Annotated in this window: 15 protein-coding genes; 12 read left to right on the forward strand and 3 right to left on the reverse strand. The window is 63.3% G+C overall.

Translation table 11 applies throughout. The annotated features are described in order from the left end of the window. Nucleotides 1–5 precede the first annotated feature (5 nt). Nucleotides 6–1,367, reverse strand: coding sequence for an ArnT family glycosyltransferase (locus J2T07_RS11825; RefSeq protein ID WP_306850234.1), 1,362 nt, complete (start codon nt 1,365–1,367; stop codon nt 6–8). Between the two features lie 322 nt (nt 1,368–1,689). On the opposite strand from J2T07_RS11825, the gene J2T07_RS11830 reads away from it, so the two are divergent. Continuing rightward, the gene (locus J2T07_RS11830; RefSeq protein WP_306850236.1) at nt 1,690–3,780 is read left to right on the forward strand and encodes an alpha/beta hydrolase family protein; all 2,091 of its coding nucleotides are present in this window, start codon (nt 1,690–1,692) and stop codon (nt 3,778–3,780) included. Between the two features lie 35 nt (nt 3,781–3,815). Here the strand turns inward: J2T07_RS11830 and J2T07_RS11835 are convergent, their stop codons facing one another. After that, nucleotides 3,816–4,475, reverse strand: a complete 660-nt coding sequence (locus J2T07_RS11835) for a methylglyoxal synthase (protein WP_306850238.1) — start codon at nt 4,473–4,475, stop codon at nt 3,816–3,818. 506 nt (nt 4,476–4,981) lie between these two features. On the opposite strand from J2T07_RS11835, the gene cqsA reads away from it, so the two are divergent. After that, on the forward strand, nt 4,982–6,196 hold the full coding sequence (gene cqsA, locus J2T07_RS11840) for an alpha-hydroxyketone-type quorum-sensing autoinducer synthase (protein ID WP_306850240.1): 1,215 nt from the start codon (nt 4,982–4,984) through the stop codon (nt 6,194–6,196). An 8-nt stretch (nt 6,197–6,204) separates the two neighbouring features. Here the strand turns inward: cqsA and J2T07_RS11845 are convergent, their stop codons facing one another. After that, the gene (locus J2T07_RS11845) at nt 6,205–7,173 is read right to left on the reverse strand and encodes a magnesium and cobalt transport protein CorA (protein WP_306850678.1); all 969 of its coding nucleotides are present in this window, start codon (nt 7,171–7,173) and stop codon (nt 6,205–6,207) included. 286 nt (nt 7,174–7,459) lie between these two features. On the opposite strand from J2T07_RS11845, the gene tssB reads away from it, so the two are divergent. The 10 genes from tssB to J2T07_RS11895 are packed head-to-tail and all read left to right on the forward strand — an operon-like array spanning nt 7,460 to nt 19,276. Next, nucleotides 7,460–7,972 (forward strand): type VI secretion system contractile sheath small subunit, encoded by a 513-nt coding sequence (tssB, locus tag J2T07_RS11850; protein WP_306850242.1) that lies wholly within the window; start codon nt 7,460–7,462, stop codon nt 7,970–7,972. Nucleotides 7,973–7,975: 3 nt separating this feature from the next. After that, the gene (tssC, locus tag J2T07_RS11855; RefSeq protein WP_306850245.1) at nt 7,976–9,469 is read left to right on the forward strand and encodes a type VI secretion system contractile sheath large subunit; all 1,494 of its coding nucleotides are present in this window, start codon (nt 7,976–7,978) and stop codon (nt 9,467–9,469) included. A 28-nt stretch (nt 9,470–9,497) separates the two neighbouring features. Continuing rightward, nucleotides 9,498–10,004 carry an Hcp family type VI secretion system effector gene (locus tag J2T07_RS11860; protein ID WP_306850247.1) on the forward strand — a complete coding sequence of 169 codons (507 nt, stop codon included), beginning with the start codon at nt 9,498–9,500 and terminating at the stop codon, nt 10,002–10,004. A 7-nt stretch (nt 10,005–10,011) separates the two neighbouring features. Next, entirely contained in the window at nt 10,012–10,515 is a 504-nt protein-coding gene (gene tssE, locus J2T07_RS11865; protein WP_306850250.1) for a type VI secretion system baseplate subunit TssE, read from the forward strand. Nucleotides 10,516–10,520: 5 nt separating this feature from the next. Beyond that, nucleotides 10,521–12,386 (forward strand): type VI secretion system baseplate subunit TssF, encoded by a 1,866-nt coding sequence (gene tssF / locus J2T07_RS11870; RefSeq protein WP_306850252.1) that lies wholly within the window; start codon nt 10,521–10,523, stop codon nt 12,384–12,386. Continuing rightward, on the forward strand, nt 12,350–13,387 hold the full coding sequence (gene tssG, locus J2T07_RS11875; protein WP_306850253.1) for a type VI secretion system baseplate subunit TssG: 1,038 nt from the start codon (nt 12,350–12,352) through the stop codon (nt 13,385–13,387). Before tssF ends, tssG begins: the two co-directional genes overlap by 37 nt. Next, nucleotides 13,384–16,050: a type VI secretion system ATPase TssH gene (gene tssH / locus J2T07_RS11880; protein WP_306850254.1), complete on the forward strand. Its 2,667-nt coding sequence runs from the start codon at nt 13,384–13,386 to the stop codon at nt 16,048–16,050. The genes tssG and tssH overlap by 4 nt, the downstream gene beginning before the upstream one ends. 1 nt (nt 16,051) lies before the next feature. Beyond that, the gene (locus J2T07_RS11885; RefSeq protein WP_306850255.1) at nt 16,052–16,651 is read left to right on the forward strand and encodes a hypothetical protein; all 600 of its coding nucleotides are present in this window, start codon (nt 16,052–16,054) and stop codon (nt 16,649–16,651) included. A 14-nt stretch (nt 16,652–16,665) separates the two neighbouring features. Continuing rightward, nucleotides 16,666–17,304, forward strand: coding sequence for a hypothetical protein (locus J2T07_RS11890; protein ID WP_306850256.1), 639 nt, complete (start codon nt 16,666–16,668; stop codon nt 17,302–17,304). Between the two features lie 7 nt (nt 17,305–17,311). After that, on the forward strand, nt 17,312–19,276 hold the full coding sequence (locus J2T07_RS11895) for a type VI secretion system Vgr family protein (RefSeq protein WP_306850257.1): 1,965 nt from the start codon (nt 17,312–17,314) through the stop codon (nt 19,274–19,276). The last annotated feature ends 11 nt before the right edge of the window (nt 19,277–19,287 follow it).

Raw genomic sequence — 19,287 nt, forward strand, 5'->3', positions numbered from 1 at the left:
GCACGTCAACTGTGATGCCCATCGCGCAAATCTATGGGATCTATAAATCGGCCCCTTCGGGGCCTGTGTTTTTTTGACCAGTTGGCCATCGCAACGATTGCCGCGGCGATGGCAACCCACTCGATGCCACGGTAGGGAACGGCGTACCTGGCGTCGGCTTGCAATACAGTGAAGACACATGTTGCGTAGACGCCAAGGAGTATCGCGAATACTAGTGCAGGTTCTCGCCGTCCCAACGTTGTAAGAATGGCAGCGACACCTGCCAGTGCTAGCAGCATCAGAAACGGGTTTGCGAAGTAAAGGAGGTCTGTTATTGAGCGCAAGGGGCCGGTGCCGGTCAGCGGCGAGGCAAACGTCGGGTATACGTATATATCGCCTTGGCCAATTCCGATTGACCATCCCCAGAGCTCCACGGGTTTGGACGCATACCAAGCGAGGTAACGCATTGGTGCACGTTCCATTCGTTCCAGTATTGCTGCCACACCGGCAAGACGATCGCCGTGCAATCGAGTTATGTCATTGTCGATCAGGCTCAGTGTCGCTTTGGCAGCTGGGTCTCCAGAAATGGCAGCGAACCACGCGCTGTGATATTCGGGCCAAGAGCCTTGGACAAAGTTCATGGCAACCCTGCTGGATGAAGTCAGGTTGGGCGGCAGCTGGGAGCTTCGAAGTATCCATGCCGCGCAGGGAAGAGTGGCCGCAAGGAGTAGGCAAAGCCAGCGCGCGCGGTTTGCCCTGTCACGCCAAGCCATGGCGCCGGCGAAAAGTGGCGCTGCAGGAACTATGACGGCATTGGTCAGCCCCGCAGCCGCGAAAGCGATACCGGAAGCGACTATATTCGTTCGGGAACGCCGTTCTAGTCCGAGTTGCAAGCACCAAAGTCCCACCGCTATAAAAAATCCAACTAGAGTTTCGCTTAGAAGATAGCCTGCGAGCGTTATCGAGTGTGGCCAAAACGTCAAGCCAAGGCCCACTGTCACAGCTGCCACAAAGCCGAGCCAACGTCGCGCTAGAAACGTATATAGCGCAACGGTCAGCGCCGATAAAATGGCCTGGATGTCAAGAGTCGTCGTATAGAACGCCTGAGTATCGCCGCGCAAGGCAATGATGCCCGCGAGGAAGATTGGGTATCCGGGGTCTCGAAAACTATCAGGCGTAGGAGCTTCCGATTCTGGAGGAGCGATAGAGAACACCCGGTGGTGAACGACGTTCCACGCGTAACTGAAATACTGAGTTGCGTCTCCTCTCAACGGATGGTCTACGACAGCCGTATGGACGTAATGAAGCCTGATCGCTAGAGCGAGTAAGGCTATAGCTGCCAGAACGACTACTTGCTGCCATGATTTCGACAACTGGCTTCGGTTCATCGTGTCCTCGGACTCAAATCGTGGAAACACATAGGGCTTTGGGCCGCTCGACCACGTGGGAGAGAAGGTGGGTGGTCATCTGGCACACGATGTGTCGGTAGTTGTCGAAGCGCCTTCGGCGCAGTGATTTGAGGCATCTCGATTCCCTGCAGACATTGCGCGGTCCGCTCACGGAGGAAGATAAGGACGGCAGAATATGCCATGTTGCCCCGGAACGCGTCTGAGCATCCCCTAGTGAGGCGCTGAAGTTGCCTTTTTGGTTGCGCAGAGCGCTTCCCGCCCGTACCGTCCCCACCCAAGCACAACCCAAGGGAGCCCCACCATGAAACCCCTCCTAGCCGCGCTAGCCCTGGCCCTAGCGTCCGGCCCCGTCCTGTCCGCAGACGCCGACAGCACCACCCCCCATCCATTCTCCGTCCGCGACCTGGTCATGATGGACCGCGTCGGGGATCCCCAGCTGTCCCCCGATGGCCGCTACGCGCTCTTCTCCGTCCGCGCCACGGACTACGCGGCAAACAAGGGCATCACCTCCCTTTATATCGTCGACCTCAACAAGCCACCGCAACCAGTCATGGTCGTGGAGAAGGGCTCATCCCCCCGCTGGGCGTCGGACGGCAAGTCGATCTATTACACGGCCCCGAAGGACGGCACGGCCCAGGTCTGGCACCGATCGTTCGACGCCGACAATTCCGGCAAAGGCCTGGCATTGACGGTCCGCGCCGGTGAAGCGGTCACGGATGCCCCTCTGGACGTCAACGCCTTCAAGCTGTCGCCGGATGGCGCCAAGTTGCTCCTCAGCTACGACGTATTCACCGACTGCCCCGACCTGGCCTGCACCAAGGAGCGTCTGGACGGCCGCGAGAAGGACAAGTCCACTGGCACCGTCTACGACAAGCTCTTCGTCCGCCATTGGGACACCTGGGCGGACGGTCGCCGCTCCCAGCTCTACATCGCCGACGCCAACGCGCCTTCGCAGCCGGTACTGCTGAGCCGGGACATCGACGGCGACGTGCCCAGCAAGCCTTTCGGTGGGGATGACGAGTTTTCCTTCTCGCCGGACGGCAAGACCGTCTACTTCGATGCCCGCATCGCCGGCAAGACCGAACCCTGGTCGACCAACTTCGACATCTACAGCGTCCCGGCCGATGGCTCGGCCGCACCGGTGAACCTCACCGCGGAAAACCAGGCATGGGACGCCAATCCCTTGGTGTCGCCCGACGGCAAGACCTTGTTCTACACGGCGATGAAAGAGCCGGGCTCCGAGGCCGACCGCTTCGGGATCATGGCCCTGGACCTCGCCTCGGGCAGCAAGCGGGAAGTGGCGCCTTCGTGGGATAGCTCCGCCGGCGCCCTCCAGGTTTCGGCCGATGGCAAGACCCTCTACACCACCACCGACGACAAGGGTCAGCATCCGCTGTTCGCCATCGACGTGGCGACCGGGAAGGCCACTATTCTCGTCACCGACGGCTCCGTGGGCGCGTTCTCGACGGGCAGCTCGAAGATCCTGCTATCCCGCGACGACCTCAAGCGCCCGGCGGATCTCTACACGGCCGACCTGAAGGGCAAGGGCCTCAAGCAGGTCACCCACTTCAACGCCAAGCGCATCAAGGGCGCGCAGACCGGCGACTTCGAGTTCTTCACCTTCAAGGGCTGGAACAACGAAACCGTGCAGGGCTACGTGGTGAAGCCGGTCGGCTACAAGCGTGGCAAGACCTACCCGGTGGCCTTCATCATCCACGGTGGCCCGCAGGGCGCGATGACCAACAGCTGGAGCTACCGCTGGAACGCCCAGACCTACGCGGGCCAGGGCTTCGCGGTGGTGACCGTCAACTTCCATGGCTCGACCGGCTACGGCCAGGCCTTCACCGGATCCATCTCGGGCGACTGGGGCGGCAAGCCGCTCGAGGACCTGAAGGCAGGCTGGAGTGCGGCACTCTCGAAGTACAACTTCCTCGATGGCAACCGTGCCTGCGCCCTCGGCGCCAGCTACGGCGGCTACATGGTCTATTGGATGGCGGGTAACTGGAACCAGCCGTGGAAGTGCTTCGTCGACCACGACGGTGTCTTCGACGCGCGCGCCATGTACTACGAAACCGAAGAACTCTGGTTCGAGGAAAAGGAAAACGGCGGCACGCAGTTCGACCATCCGGAGAACTACGAGCGCTTCAACCCGGTCAACCACGTGAAGGACTGGCGCGTGCCGATGCTCGTCATCCACAGCGGCAAGGACTTCCGCATCCCCGACACCCAGGGCCTGGGCGCATTCACGGCGCTGCAGCGCCGCGGCATTCCCAGCCAGCTATTGCACTTCCCCGACGAGAATCACTGGGTGCTCAAGCCGCAGAACAGCGTGCAGTGGCATGAGACGGTGAATGCTTGGTTGAAGGAGTGGACGGCTCCAGGGGCGAAGTAATAACGATAGGGATGGTCGCCAATGGCGGCCATCCCTCATGGTCTGTCACGCACCTCGCGCTCGGCAGCTTCCGCCCATCGATAAGCCACCGCAGCGCCACTGAAATAAACAACCTCGGCCGTGCTTGCCGCGATAGCCCGCTCGAGAAGCAACATATCCGCCTCATGCGGATGGCTCACGCGAACATCATGGAAGAAGATCACTCGCTGGCATTGCCCCGAAAGTACGAGATCGGCAATCTGCGCATCGCCACCCGTTGGACCGCTTTCGTAGCACGTGGCCCACGCCTCATTTCCTGACCAGCCCTGTTGTCGGACGAGATCATTCAATCGGCGGCCCGTGGTGCCCGTGCAAATTCGGCGAGAAAAGCCGGATAGCAGCGCGAAATGCCTCACGACGAATTCCACCAGGCAAGGTTTCCATGCGTCATGTGCGATAAGCGCAATGGCTTGGCGTGCAAACTGCTGTCGTAAGCCGTTCGGGGGCCTTGGCGTCAACTCGCAAAGAATCCGCTCTGCCTCGATCCACTCCACGGCGGAAGCTGCCGTGATGAGATAAGGCTTGGCATGGACGAGACATAAACGCTTCAGCGCCCGTACTTCGGGGGCAACGATCGATTCATCGCCGGGTGCGGCCAGATGGATGACGCCGTCCAAGGCATCACTTCCATCGGCATCGAGGATGGCTGCGGCCATTCGTATGATGTCGTGAAAGCGGTCGCCTGGATAAGACATCAAAGCGGGGCAGTCAGCGAAACCAGAAATGCGTCCGACGGCTTCGTACGTATCGGCAGGAACGCGCAAGGTGAGTCTCAGCTTGCGTATATCGTCTCCACATCGATGCAGTAGTCGATGGAGCGGGGAGTCCTCACTATCCAGGTATTCGCGACTTGCGATAAGCCCTAGCTGCATGGCTTGTTATCCCGTCCTTGGGCGAAGTCATGCTAAGGGACAGATGTTGCTTAGGGAATATCCATTCCGTCGTAGGCGCGTCTCAAGAACAACTATTGCGGTCGAAGCCCATAAGTTCCAAATACATAATAGCTCCAAGCATACCGTCGTCAAATGAGGCCGTTCGGAAATGATGTGAAACGCGTCGCTTGCAGAAACGAGTGCTTGTCCCGTTGACAATCACGCGGCAATAACGATACGGAAAGTAGAAAGATTCTAGAGCGGTTTAAGGTTTCACGGAGGGGTTTCTCATGGAAGATCGATCCCGCGTCGCGATCGGTGGTCTCCCGGATTTTATGGAGCAGCGGTTGGCGAAATTTAGAAATTTTGTCATGACCGAATGGGGAGGCAGACATGTCTTTCGGAGTCGACCCTTCACGCCCGGTGCCCTTGTACTTTGCACCAATGATTATTTGAGCATTTCGAACAGTAGGCGCATCGTCGACGCGCAGTGTGCATCGTTGAGGGAGCATGGTGCGGGTTTGATGATGTCCTCCCTCTTCAATCAGGATCCGAATGATGCGCTACGACGTGTCGAGCAAACATTAGCGGATGCGATAGGTACTGCGGAGGGGGTGCTTACGCAGTCTGGATACTGCGCCAATATAGGGCTAATGCAGGCGATTGCATGCCCAGGTCGTCCGGTCTACATCGATGTCATTGCGCATGCGTCTCTGCATGCAGGCATACGGTTCGCGGGAGCGACAGCGGTACTCTTTCATCACAATGATATCGGCGACCTGCGCGCCAAGATATCGCAAAACGGGGCAGGGGTCGTCGTTATCGATTCGATCTACAGCACGAATGGGAGTCTTGCGCCCATACGCGATATCGTAGATTTTGCACGTGCGCATGACTGTCTAATGGTAGTCGATGAGTCGCATTCACTCGGTACGCATGGTCTGCACGGTCGGGGATTGGTGGCCGACCTGGGGTTGGCAGGAAAGGTTGACTTCGTAACGGTAAGCCTGGCTAAGGCGTACTGCTCGCGAGCCGGCTTTATCGCGTGCCCAAAAGGATTTCGCGACTATTTCGGATTCGAATCACTTCCGGCCATTTTCAGTTCTTCGCTTCTACCTCATGACATCGCGGGCATCCGGGCGGCGCACGAGGTAGTGGTCAGCGAGGAATGGCGCAGAGATCGACTTCATAAGTTGACAAGACACATCCGGTGCGAGCTGGCTAGCATGGACTACCCTGTCGATACCGATGGTGAGCAGATTATCGCCCTCGAAGTAGGTAGCGATTTGAGAACGGCGGAAGTTCGTGACATCTTTGAAGATCACGGGATCTTCGGATCCCTGTTCACGCCGCCGGCAACGTCAAGAGGGCGATCACTTGTAAGACTGAGCTTGCACGCGGGATTGAGTGATTGCGACCTTGATAGGCTCTTGACTACCTTGCGCGATCTTCGCGTTGCCGTTCGACTGTCATCGTGGTCTGGGGTCGCGCGCACAAGGCATTGATGAAGCGGCTAAAACCACCGATTCCGCTTCAACGCAATAAAAATCCCACCCACAATACAAGCCACCAAACACGTAATCGCCGGATAAGCCCAAGGCTTATCCAACTCCGGCATGTGCGCGAAGTTCATCCCATACCAGCTCGTGATCAGCGTAGGCGCCGCCAACATCGCAGCCCACCCGGCGAGCTTCTTCATCACCTCGTTCTGCCCGAAGGTGACAAGAGCGAGGTTCACGCTGATCGCCGCCCCGAGCATCTCGCGCATCGCCGAGATGGATTCGTTGACGCGAAAAACGTGGTCGTAGATATCACGGAAATAGGCGCGCAACTCGTCGTGGATAAGATGCGGATGCAGTCGTGTCAGCTGCGCTACGAGATCCTGCAGCGGAACGACCGCCAGGCGCAGGGTCATCAGTTCACGCTGCATGTCGTAGAGACGCTTGATGGTCTGGCGGTTCAGCGTCTCGGCGAAAATATCGTTTTCTAGTTCGTGCAGCTCTTCCCGGAAGTCGCGAACGATCGGCAGGAAATTGTCGACGATGAAATCCAGCACGGCGTAGAGCGCATAACTGGGTCCCATCGCCAGAAGCTCGGGCGTCTGTTCGCAGGTGCGCCGCGCTGGCGCATACGACAACGAGGCGCCGTGGCGCACCGTCACGAAATAGCGCTGCCCGACGAAGATCTGCGTTTCACCGAAGGCGATGTTGCCGCCGACCAACTGTGCGGTTTGCGCCACGATGAACAGCGAGTCGCCGTAGGCCTCGATCTTGGTGCGCTGGTGGGCGTGCTGGGCGTCCTCGATGGCCAGGTCGTGCAGGTCGAATTCTTCCTGCAGTTTCAGCAGCAAGGCCTCATCGGGCTCGTGCAGGCCCACCCACACGAAGGTATCCGGCTCCTTCAGCACGTCGCTGATGGCTTCGATGGTGACGTCGCCGATGCGTTGCCCGTTGTTCCGGTAGGCGACGCAGTTGACGACCATGCCGCCCGAGACAGGGGCGGGTGCGACTTCAGGGAGGATCGAGACGGATGCCATGGCGGGCATGATGCCGGTCGGCATGTGACGCGGCAATGCGTTGCAGCGCGGAGCCGTGGCGATCCGGCGCCGGAAAGTTGCGTCGCGAGGCATCACATCTCCTTATGCCTCATATACCCACGAACGATTTCAGCTCCTGAGGGTACTGGCCGACAATGGCCGCTCGATTGACGGTATGAAATAAAACTGTCATGCCGATTCATTGCGTCTATTGCAGCCGTAGGAAAAAACGATGGCCAAGCAGAGCAGCCAGAAATTCATCGCCCGCAACCGCGCGCCACGGGTCCAGATCGAGTACGACGTCGAGCTCTACGGGGCCCAGAAGAAAGTCAGCATCCCCTTCGTCATGGGCGTGATGGCGGACCTCTCCGGCGCGAGCGCGGGTGACCTGCCTCCCGTGGAGGAGCGCAAGGCGCTCGAGATCGACGCGGACAACTTCAACGAACGCCTGGAGTCGGTCCGGCCGTCGCTCGCGATCGGCGTGCCCAACACGTTGACGGGCGAGAACAGCCTGAATGTCGAGTTGACCTTCGCCCATCTCGACGATTTCTCGCCGGCGGCGATCGCGCGGAACGTGGAGCCCCTGGCGAAGCTGCTCCAGGCACGCACCCAACTGGCCAACCTCGGTACCTACCTGGACGGCAAGGCCGGGGCGGAGAAGCTGATCGCCCAGGCGATACAAGACCCTGCCTTGCTGGCGGCCCTCGCCGCCGCGCGCCAGCCCACCGATTCGCAGGAGGGCTGAGCCATGGCCACGCAACAGTCCCAGGCTGCCGAGGCACTCGTCGACAGCGTCGAAGGCAACGACTTCGCGGCCCTGCTCACCAAGGAATTCCGCCCGAAGAGCGAGCGCGCCCGCGCCGAGGTGGAATCCGCCGTGCGTACGCTGGCCGAGCAGGTGCTCGACCACGCCGACATGGTCTCCGACGACGTCACCCAGACGATCAACGCGTATATCGCGGAGATCGACCGCAAGCTCACCGAACAGATCAACCTGATCCTGCATCACCCGGAATTCCAGAAACTGGAAGGCACCTGGCGTGGCCTGCATCACCTGGTGACCAACACCGAGTCGGACACGCAGCTGAAGATCCGGGTGATCAACCTGTCGAAGAACGAGCTGGGCCGCACGCTGAAGCGCTACAAGGGCACGGCGTGGGACCAGAGCCCGGTCTTCAAGAAGATCTACGAAGAGGAATACGGCCAGTTGGGCGGCGAACCCTACGGCTGCCTGATCGGCGACTACTACTTCGACCACGGTCCGCAGGACGTGGAACTGCTCCGTGGCATGTCCCAGGTCGCCGCCGCCTCGCATGCGCCGTTCATCGCCGCCGCCGCGCCGGGTCTTCTCGGCATGGACGGCTGGAACGAACTCGCCAACCCGCGCGACCTCGCGAAGATCTACACCACGCCGGACTACGCGGCATGGCGCTCGCTGCGCGACAGCGAGGATGCGAAGTACGTGGCCCTCACCATGCCGCGCACGCTTGCCCGCCTGCCTTACGGCGCGAAGACCGATCCGGTCGAGGACTTCGACTTCGAGGAAGACACCGGCGGCGCCGATTCCTCCAAATACACCTGGCAGAACGCCGCCTACGCGATGGGCGTGAACATCAACCGTTCGTTCAAGCAGTACGGCTGGTGCACGCGCATCCGCGGAGTGGAGTCGGGCGGGATCATCGACAACCTGCCGGCGCATGTCTTCCCGACCGACGACGGCGGCGTGGACATGAAGTGCCCGACCGAGATCGCCATCACCGACCGCCGTTCGGCCGAACTCGACAAGATGGGCCTGATGCCGGTCGTGCACCGGAAGAACTCCGACATGGCCGCCTTCATCGGTGCGCAGTCACTCGCGCGTCCCGAGGAATACGACGATCCCGACGCCACGGCCAACGCCGCGCTCAGTGCGCGTCTTCCCTACATGTTCGCCTGCTCGCGCTTCGCGCATTACCTGAAGTGCATCGTCCGGGACAAGATCGGATCGTTCAGCACGCGTGAGCAGATGGAGAACTGGCTGACCAGCTGGATCCTCAACTACGTCGACGGCGACCCGGTGAATTCGAGCGAGGAAACCAAGGCGCGCAAGCCGCTCGCCGCGGCCCAGGTGGTCGTGGAGGAAGTGGAGGGCAACCCGGGTTACTACACCTCCAAGTTCTACCTCAAACCGCACTACCAGCTGGAAGGCCTGACGGTGTCGCTGCGTCTGGTCGCCCGCCTGCCTTCCGGCAAGGCCGCCTGATTCCACACTCCTTTGAGGAAAGCGTTCCATGGCATACGACATGCACATCAAGTTCGGCCCCGGTCAGGTCTCGATCGAGGGCGCGTCCAACCACGCCAAGCACAAGGGCCAGGTACCGATCATCGCCTGGGCGTGGGGTGCCAGCAATTCCGGAAACCTGCACACCGGCGCCGGCTACGCCTCGGGTGGCAAGGCAAACGTGCAGGACATCACGATCACGAAATTCGTCGACTCCTGTTCCAATGCGCTGCTCAACGCCTGTTGCACGGGTGCGCGTGTCGACAGCGCCACGCTGTACGTCACCAACGCCACGGGTGAGCAGACCGACTTCCTCACCATCGAATTGAGCGAGGGCGTGATGGTCACGTCCGTGTCCACGGGTGGCAGCGGCGGCGACGAGCGCCTCACCGAGAACGTCACCCTGCATTTCGGCAAGTTCAAGTATTCGTTCCAGCCGCAGAACGACAAGGGCAAGGCGGAAGGCGGCACCAAGGACTTCACCTACGACATGCAACAGGTGAAGGGCCAGGCCTGATCCACCCATGGCCGAGCTGACCACCCAGGAGCGGCTCCAGCCTTCGTTGCTGGACCGCCTTCGCGACGACGAACCGCATGTGACGGAGGAAAGCCGCGAGAAGCGCGTCATGACCGCGGCGCGCCTGCGCGAATACGTCGTGCGCGACCTGGGCTGGTTGTTCAACTGCACGCGGCGCGGGTCGCGGGAAGACCTGGCGGGGCTGCCGTACGTGGAGGAATCCGTCCTCGACTATGGCGTCCCCGATCTCACCGGTGCCGCCATCGCCGGCATGGATATCGAATCGCTGAGCCAGCGCCTGCGCGCCGCGATCGTCGCCTTCGAGCCACGGCTGGACCCGGCCACGCTGCATGTCGACGTGCAGGCCGACACCACGCGGATGGACCGTCTGACGCTGTCCTTCCGCATCGAATCGACCATGTGGGCGCAGCCATTGCCCCTGAATCTTTACCTGAAGACCGACGTCGACCTGGAAACCGCACGCTTCAGCGTTTTCGACGGCCTCGGCTGAGCATCATGGATCCCCGACTGCTTCGCTACTACAGCCAGGAACTCCAGCACGTCCGTGAATCGGGCGCCGAGTTCGCGAGCGCCTATCCCAAGATCGCCGGCCGCCTGGGCATGGAGGGCATGGAGTGCGCGGACCCCTATGTGGAGCGCTTGCTGGAGGGCTTCGCATTCATGGCCGCCCGCGTGCAGATGAAGCTGGACGCGCAGCATCCCGTGTTCACCCAGCACCTGCTGCGCATGCTCTACCCGCACTACCTCGCCCCGATCCCGTCCATGACCGTGGTGGAGATGTCACCCGACGGGGCGGAGAGTCTTCCCGTGGATGGCCATGTCGTTCCTCGCGGCAGTGCGCTGCGCAGCCAGATCGGGTTCGGCGAACGGACCGCCTGCGAATACCGCACCGCCCACGCCGTCACCTTGCTGCCGCTGGAACTTCGCGAGGCGCGTTACCTGTCCAGCCCCGCCGGGATCGCCGCCGCGGGGCTTGCGCCGCCGGCGGGTACATCGCCCCGCGCGGCCTTGCGCCTGCGATTCCAGCTGGGTGCGGGCGCGCGGCTGGATGCGCTGTCGTTCGACGAGCTTCCCCTGTTCTTCGCGGGCAGTGGAGACCTTCCGGGCCTCCTGTACGAGCAGGTGCTGGGCAACGGCCTGGGTTTTTCGGTGATCGCCGGCGAGACCACGCGCTTCGTCGAACAGGCGCGCATCGAAGCGCGCGGGTTCGCGGAGGACGAGGCCTTGCTGCCGGCGACCGATCGCTCGTTCAGCGGTTACCGCTTGCTGCAGGAATACTTCGCCTGCCCGCAACGCTTCCAGTTCGCGGCTTTCACCGGCCTGCGCCGTGTGCTGCCGCGGTCGTCGGCGAGCGAGTTCGACATCGTCGTCTGGCTGGACCGCTCGGTGCCGCGCCTGGACAACGCCGTGGACGCGTCTTACCTGCGCCTGTTCTGCACGCCGGCGATCAACCTCTTTCCACGCCGTGCCGATCGCATCCACCTTCGCGATGGGGCTCCCGAATACCACGTGCTGGCGGACCGGGCGAGGCCCATGGACTTCGAGGTCTTCGACGTCGACGAGGTCCAGGGTTTCGGTGACAGCCAGGAGCCGGAGCAGACCTTCCACCCGTTCTACGGAGGGCAGGCGCGGACATGGCACGATCCCACGGCCGCGTTCTACACCGTGCGCCGGGAACCCCGCCTGGCCTCGACGCGCCAACGGCGCGACGGGCCGCGTTCGAGCTACACCGGGGGCGAAGTATTCCTTTCCCTGGTGGACGGGCGCGAAGCCCCCTATGCGAGCAGCCTGCGCCAGGTCGGCATGCGGCTGCTCTGCAGTAACCGCGATTTGCCTCTGCACATGCCGGTGGGCAAGGGCCGCACCGATTTCCTGCTCGACACCGATGCCCCGGTGCGCAGCGTGCGTTGCCTTGCGGGGCCCACGCGCCCGAGGCCCGCGATCGCGGAGGGGCAGGCGGCGTGGAAGCTCATCAGCCACCTGCAGCTCAATTACCTCTCCCTGCTGGAGCACGACCAGGGGGCGGCCGCGTTGCGCGAAATGCTTTCGCTCTACAACAACGATAACGACGCCGCTTCACGTCGCCTCGTCGAAGGGGTGCGCGACGTGCGTTCCTCGCCGATCGTGCGGCGCCTGCCGATTCCAGGCCCGGTGACGTACGGGCGTGGCCTGGAGATCCGTCTCACGTGCGAGGAGCGCGCGTTCGAAGGCACGGGTGCCTTCCTGTTCGGCTCCGTCATGCGGCACTTCTTCGCGCGGTACGTCTCGTTGAACTCGTTCACCGAGACCGTCCTGCATACCCTGGAACGCAACGAGGTGGCTCGGTGGACGGCTCGCTCCGGCACACGTCCGATCCTGTAGCGCTGCTCGACGCGATACGTGCCGAGCCGGGTTCCTTCGACTGGTTCGACGCATTGCGGCGCATCGAGTGCGTGCACGACGATCGCCCCCGGCTCGGCCGCTCGATACGGCCAGCGGACGATCCCGTGCGCCTGGCGCACACGCCTTCACTGGGCTTCGCGCCGCGCAGCATCGATCGCGTGGAGCACGATGACGGCAAACCTCGCGTCCATAGCCTGGTGCTCGGGCTGTGGGGGCCGAACGGTGCCTTGCCGCTACATCTCACCGAATACGTGCTCGAACGCGAACGCACGGCCAGGGATCGTACGTTCATCGCCTTTGCGGATGTGTTCCACCACCGGATGCTGAGCCTGTTCTATCGCGCATGGGCCGACGCGCAGCCGACCGTGCAGATGGATCGTCCCGCCGAGGATGCCTTCGCGCGCTTCCTCGGTGCCTTGACCGGCATCGACAGTCCGGCACTCGCGGAGCGCGATGCGCTGCCCGACCGGTTCCGCCGTTACATGGCCGGGCGTGTCCTGGCCCAGGCGCGTAACGCCGAGGGTCTCGTCGCCTTCCTCGCCGCGTATTTCGCCGTTCCTGTTCGGCTCGAGGAATTCGTCGTGGCGTGGCTGGTGCTCCCGGAGGATGGGCGTCTCCGCCTCGGTGGCGGCATGGCGACCCTCGGAACCGCGGCGGTGCTGGGCGCGGCCGTGCGCGATGCGCAGCACCGCCTGCGGCTTCGCATCGGTCCGGTGGGATGTGCCGATTACCGCCGCTTCCAGCCGGGCGGCGAAGCACTGCGTGAACTCGTCGCCGCGGTGCGCTACTACGCGGGCGACGAGAAAGACTGGGACGTCCAGTTGATCCTGCGCCGCGACGAGGTGCCGCTGATGCACATGGGCCGCGCGGGACGGCTCGGCCTGTCGTCCTGGATGGGCCGCTTCGCCGGCCCCGGCGACGCCGACGACCTCGTGCTGCAACCCCTTTCCCCATCGAATCGCCCAAGGATGCCGTCGTGACCGACATCAGCCGTGCCGCCCTGTTCGGCAAGCTCAACGCCATCGCCTACAAGGCGATCGAAGGCGCCACCGTGGCGTGCCGCCTGCGTGGCCACCGCGAGGTGGAACTCGTGCACTGGTTGCAGCAGATCCTCAGCCTGGCCGACTCGGATCTGCACCGCGTCGTCCGCCATGCCGGCATCGATCCCTCACGTCTCGCACGCGACCTCACCGAATCGCTCGAGCGCCTGCCCGGCGGGGCCTCGTCGGTGAGCGATCTGTCGGCGGATATCGAGGAAGCCGTCGAGCGCGCCTGGGTATATGCGACCTTGCGCTTCGGCGAGGCGCAGGTGCGCACGGGCTACCTGATCGCCGCCATCGTGCGGACGCGGCGCCTGCGTCACGTGCTCGCCGGCATCTCCCCTGAATTCGACAAGCTTCGCGCCGAAACCCTGGTCGGGGACCTGCCGCGAATCGTCGCCGGGTCACCGGAGGATCGGCTCGGGGCCAACGACGGTTTCCGTATCGATGGCCAGCCGCGCGGCGATGCCGGCGAGCCGGCCCCGGCCGCACTGGGAAAACGCGACGGCTTGCAGCGTTACACGATCGACCTCACGGAGCAGGCGCGTACCGGCGGGATCGATCCGGTGGTCGGCCGCGACGAGGAGATCCGGCAAGTCGTCGATATCCTCATGCGCCGTCGGCAGAACAATCCCATGCTGGTGGGTGAAGCCGGTGTCGGCAAGACGGCGGTGGTGGAAGGCTTCGCCAGGCGCATCGCCGAAGGCGACGTGCCGCCGTCGCTCCGCGAGGTGGAACTGCGCGTGCTCGACGTCGGCCTGCTGCAAGCCGGCGCGAGCATGAAGGGTGAATTCGAAAGCCGCCTGCGCCAGGTCATCGACGAGGTGAATGCGTCCGAGCGCCCGATCGTCCTCTTCATCGATGAAGCGCACACCCTGGTCGGCGCCGGTGGCGCGGCGGGCACGGGCGACGCGGCCAACCTGCTGAAGCCCGCGCTTGCCCGCGGCAACTTGCGCACGATCGGCGCGACCACCTGGGCCGAGTACAAGAAGCACATCGAGAAGGACCCCGCGCTGACCCGGCGCTTCCAGACGGTGCACGTCGGCGAGCCGGACGAAGCGCGCGGCGTGCTCATGTTGCGCACCGTGGCGGGCGTGATGGAGGCACACCATGGCGTGCAGGTGCTCGACGAAGCGATCGAGGCGGCGGTGAAGCTGTCGCATCGTTACATCCCGGCGCGGCAGCTGCCCGACAAGGCCGTGAGCCTCCTGGACACGGCATGCGCGCGGGTCGCCGTGAGCCAGCACGCCATTCCCGCCGCGGTGGACGACAGCCGCAAGCGCATCCAGGCCCTCGAAACGGAGCTGGCCATCATCGCGCGCGAAAGGACCGTGGGGATCGACGTGGTCGAACGTGAGGCCGCGGCCGGTGCGAAGCTGGCCGACGAGCGTGCGCGCCTGGATGCCCTCGAAGCCGGATGGACGGACGAGAAGCACCTGGTCGGCCAGGTGCTCGCCCTGCGTGCGCGGCTGCGCGAGGATGGCGCGCTCGACGAGGCCGGGCGGACGTCCGTGCTGGCCGAGTTGCGTCTCCTGCAAGCCGGCCTGGCCGAACGGCAAGGCGAGACGCCACTGGTGCTGCCCACCGTGGACCAGCAGGCGGTGGCCACGGTGATCGCCGACTGGACCGGTATTCCGGTAGGCCGCATGTTGCGCAGCGAACTGGAGACGGTGATGAACCTGGGCAGCCTCATGGCGCGCAGGGTCATCGGCCAGGACCACGCCATGGAGGCGATCGCCAGGCGCATCCAGACGTCCCGCGCTGGCCTGGACAACCCCGACAAGCCGATCGGCGTCTTCCTGCTGGCAGGTACTTCCGGCGTGGGCAAGACGGAGACGGCCCTGGCACTGGCGGAGACGCTGTATGGCGGTGAGCACAACCTCATCACCATCAACATGAGCGAGTTCCAGGAAGCGCACACGGTATCCACGCTGAAGGGTGCGCCGCCCGGTTACGTGGGCTACGGGGAAGGCGGCGTCCTCACCGAGGCCGTGCGCCGCAAGCCCTATTCGGTCGTGCTTCTCGACGAAGTGGAGAAGGCCCACCCCGATGTGCACGAGATCTTCTTCCAGGTGTTCGACAAGGGCGTGATGGAGGACGGGGAAGGGCGGAGCATCGACTTCCGGAACACCCTGATCATCCTGACCAGCAACGTCGGCACCGAGACGATCGCGCACCTGTGCCGCCGCGAGGGCGGCGCGCCGGACCCGGACGAGATGACGAGCGCGCTGCGCGCGCCGTTGCTCGACGTGTTCCCGCCGGCCTTGCTCGGACGCCTCGTCACCATTCCGTACTACCCGCTCAGTGAATCCATGCTGGAGCGCATCGTCCGCCTGCAACTGGATCGCATCGAGCAACGGGTGCGGTCGCGTTATCGCGTTCCCTTCGCATACGACGACGAGGTCGTCGGAAGGGTCGTGTCCCGATGCACGGAGAGTGAATCCGGCGGACGCATGATCGACGCCATCCTGACCCACACGATGCTCCCCGACATCAGCCGCGCCTTTCTCGAGCGAACGATACGGGGTGAAACGGTACAGCGCGTGGAGGTAGGTATCGCGGATGGCGGTTTCAGCTACCGGTTCGAAGACGAGGTCCACTGAGATGGCGATACCACTGAAATTGACGCCGGAGGCCTATTCACGCTTCCTCGTCGCATTCCGGCAGGCGAACTTCGCGAACGTTCCCGTTGGCTCGGAGATGGAAGTCGTTTACGTCGACGACCAGGAACTGGCGCACTCGTACTTCTATCGCACGCCGAACTTCGAGTTGTTCGCGTACAGCCACGGAAACGCCGCGCGCATCGTGCTCACCGACTACAACTACAAGGAAAACGACCTGGCCGGAAAGGCAGGCCGCAGCGAGTTCGAGGGCGCGCTGGTTCGCGGTGGCGGACGCGTAGCCCGGATGAATCCGGACCTTGCGAAGGTCGTGGCCCTGACTTCCGAGGCGGCGCGATCGCGTCTGGTCGAGGGGATCATGCGCGGCGTGGTCGGTAACCGCCAGACGGCCGATTTGACGGCGCTCAAGGACGTGTTCAACGACTACAGCAAGGTCGCGACGTTCTGCCGCTACCGTTTGGGGACGAACAGCTATTCGCCAACCTGGCGCCCGGTCGATGCCAGCGACTACCTGCGTTACTACACGCACATGGAGTTCGGCGGTAACCGGCAAGAAAAGCTGAACAGCATCTACACACTGTAGTTGGGGACGTATTCATGGCCAACGGAAATCATGTCTTCAACGACTTCGAGAGCTCCATCGTCTCGTGCTTCGTCCTGCTTCTCGAACAGTACAAACTGGAGCGTCACTTCAACGCGTTGAACGGAAGCGGCGGCGACATGGCGGAAGGGCGCCAGGTCATGAACTCGCGGTTCGCCGGGTCGTACCCCTTGCTCCAGGAGATAAGGGCGCACCCCCGCATGAGGGAACGGAGCTGGATCCAGGACGACGAACGCGTGGAGGCGAACGACCACAACTCGATCGAGTTCGGCAAGAAGGCGAAGGCATTCAAGGAGGTCTTCTACAAGTGGGTGTGCGGCTTGCCCGCGGACCCCATGATGGCCTGGCGGGACATGGTGAACGCGGGCATGGATCCGGCTGCGCGCACGGGGTTCATCGGTGGCAGTTCATTGGCGCAGGCGCCCAGGAGTAGCGATGCGCGAAGGGAACTGTGCAGGCAGGTGGAACTGTTCATCCGCGGCGACCTGACCCGGCTGGTCGCGAAATGGCTTGTCGCCCTCAGGCAGGATCTCTCGATCGCGGGGACGGTGGAGTATGCCGGCGACGAGACCGCCTGGCGGAATATCCTGAGACGCGGACTCGCTGGCTGGTCCGCCGAACCGTCGGGTCGTTGATCCGGCCATGGCGCATGCCATCACACTTTCCTCCCGCATGGGCGATGCCCTTCTGTTCGCCAACATGACGGCGAAGGAAGAACTCGGCCGTCTGTTCGACCTTCGCATCGAAGCGATCAGCAAGAACGCGCAGGCCGACCTGCGCGCGCTCCTGGGCACGTCGATGACCGTGAAGACGGTCACGCCGCAAGGCGATGTCCGGTATTTCAACGGCATCGTCGCGGAGGCGGAGCAGGGTGCCTTCATCAGCATCCAGAACGTCCGCTATGCGGTCTATGCGTTTCGCATCGTGCCGACGCCCTGGTTGCTGCGGCAGACATCCGATTGCCGCATCTACAAGGGCAAGACGGTGCCGCAGATCGTGCGCGAGGTGCTTGCCGAGTTCGGCTATGGCGACGTGCGGCTCGCCTTGAGCGCGAGCTATACCGCCCGCGACTACTGCGTGCAGTACCGTGAAAGCTACTTCGATTTCATCAGCCGGCTGATGGAACAGGAAGGCATCTATTACTTCTTCACCCACGCATCGTCCAGCCACACGATGGTACTGGCGGATGCCTTGGGGGCGCATGCGCCCCGTCCAGGTTTCGAGACCCTTCCCTATGCGCCACCCACGGAACGCGGCCACCGGATGAAGGCGTCGGTGAGCGACTGGAGCGTCGCCCGGAGCGTGAACCCGACGCGCGTCCGCATGGACGACCATGACTACCAGCGGCCCAAGGCCTCGCTGCTGGCCAACGAACAGGTGACGGACGGGCCCGATGTTCATTCCGTGCCGGGCCTGGAGATCTACGACTACCCGTATGCGTCCGTGGGTTATGCCCAACAGGTGGCGGATGGCCAACATTTCGCAAGGGTGCGCGTGGATGCACTCAACGTGCGGGACGCCATAAGCGAAGGTTCCACCGATGCCGTCGGCCTGGCGACGGGCGATCTCTTCACGTTGAAGGATTTCCCGTTGGCGGATGCGAACCAGGAATACCTCGTGATCGGCTCGATGACACGTCTGGTGGAGGTGGATTACCAGGCCGGTGGCGTGGAGCCGGACAGGGACGAGGCTCCCTTCGCCTGTCGCTTCCGCGTCATTCGCAGCCGGCAGCCATTCCGCTCGGCGCAGGTGACACCGCGCCCTTCGATCGCCGGGGTGCAGACGGCCGTCGTATTCGGTGAGACCGATGAGGACATCCAGGTTGACGGCCAGGGACGCGTGCAAGTCACGTTCTTCTGGAATTCGCCCGGCAAGCCGCGGGCCGACCAGTCGTGTCCCGTCCGCGTCGGCTCGTCGTGGGCGGGCAAGCGCTGGGGCGCGCAGTTCGTTCCGCGCGTGGGGCAGGAGGTCGTCGTGGCCTTCCTCGACGGTAACCCGGACCGTCCCCTCATCATCGGCAGCGTCTACAACCAGGACCACATGCCGCCCTATCCGTTGCCCGACCAGAAGACACGCAGCGGCGTCGTCAGTCGCAGCCTGATGGGAAACGCGGGTGAGGCGAACGAAATCCGCTTCGAAGACCGCAAGGGCGCCGAAGAACTCTTGCTGCATGCCCAGCGCGACCTTCGCCACGAAGCGGAGAACGATCACGTCAGCACGATCGAACGCGACGAGACGGCCGATATCAAACGCGATCGCCGCCACGACGTGGGTCGCGACGACAGCCTGCGCGTGGGACGCCGATTGCGTATCGAGGCCGGAGAGGAGATCGAGCTCGTGACGGGTCTCGCCCGCATCGTGATGAAGCGTACCGGCGAGATCGAGATCGTCGGTACGACATTGCGGCTGGCCGGCACCGGGGCGATCAACCTCACGGCCGGAGGCGCGGCGTCGATCACATCGGGCGCCGCCGTTTCCCTGACCGCCGGGGCCACGGTGACGGTGAACGCCACCGCCGCCATCGCCGTCACCGCGGGCGCGGCCCTGATGCTTTCTTCCACCGCCGGACCGGCCGTGCTCAAGGGCATGCCGCCATTGCTGCTATGACCACGACAACG

The sequence above is a fragment of the Luteibacter jiangsuensis genome (assembly GCF_030812295.1).
Classification (GTDB): Bacteria; Pseudomonadota; Gammaproteobacteria; order Xanthomonadales; family Rhodanobacteraceae; genus Luteibacter; species Luteibacter jiangsuensis_A.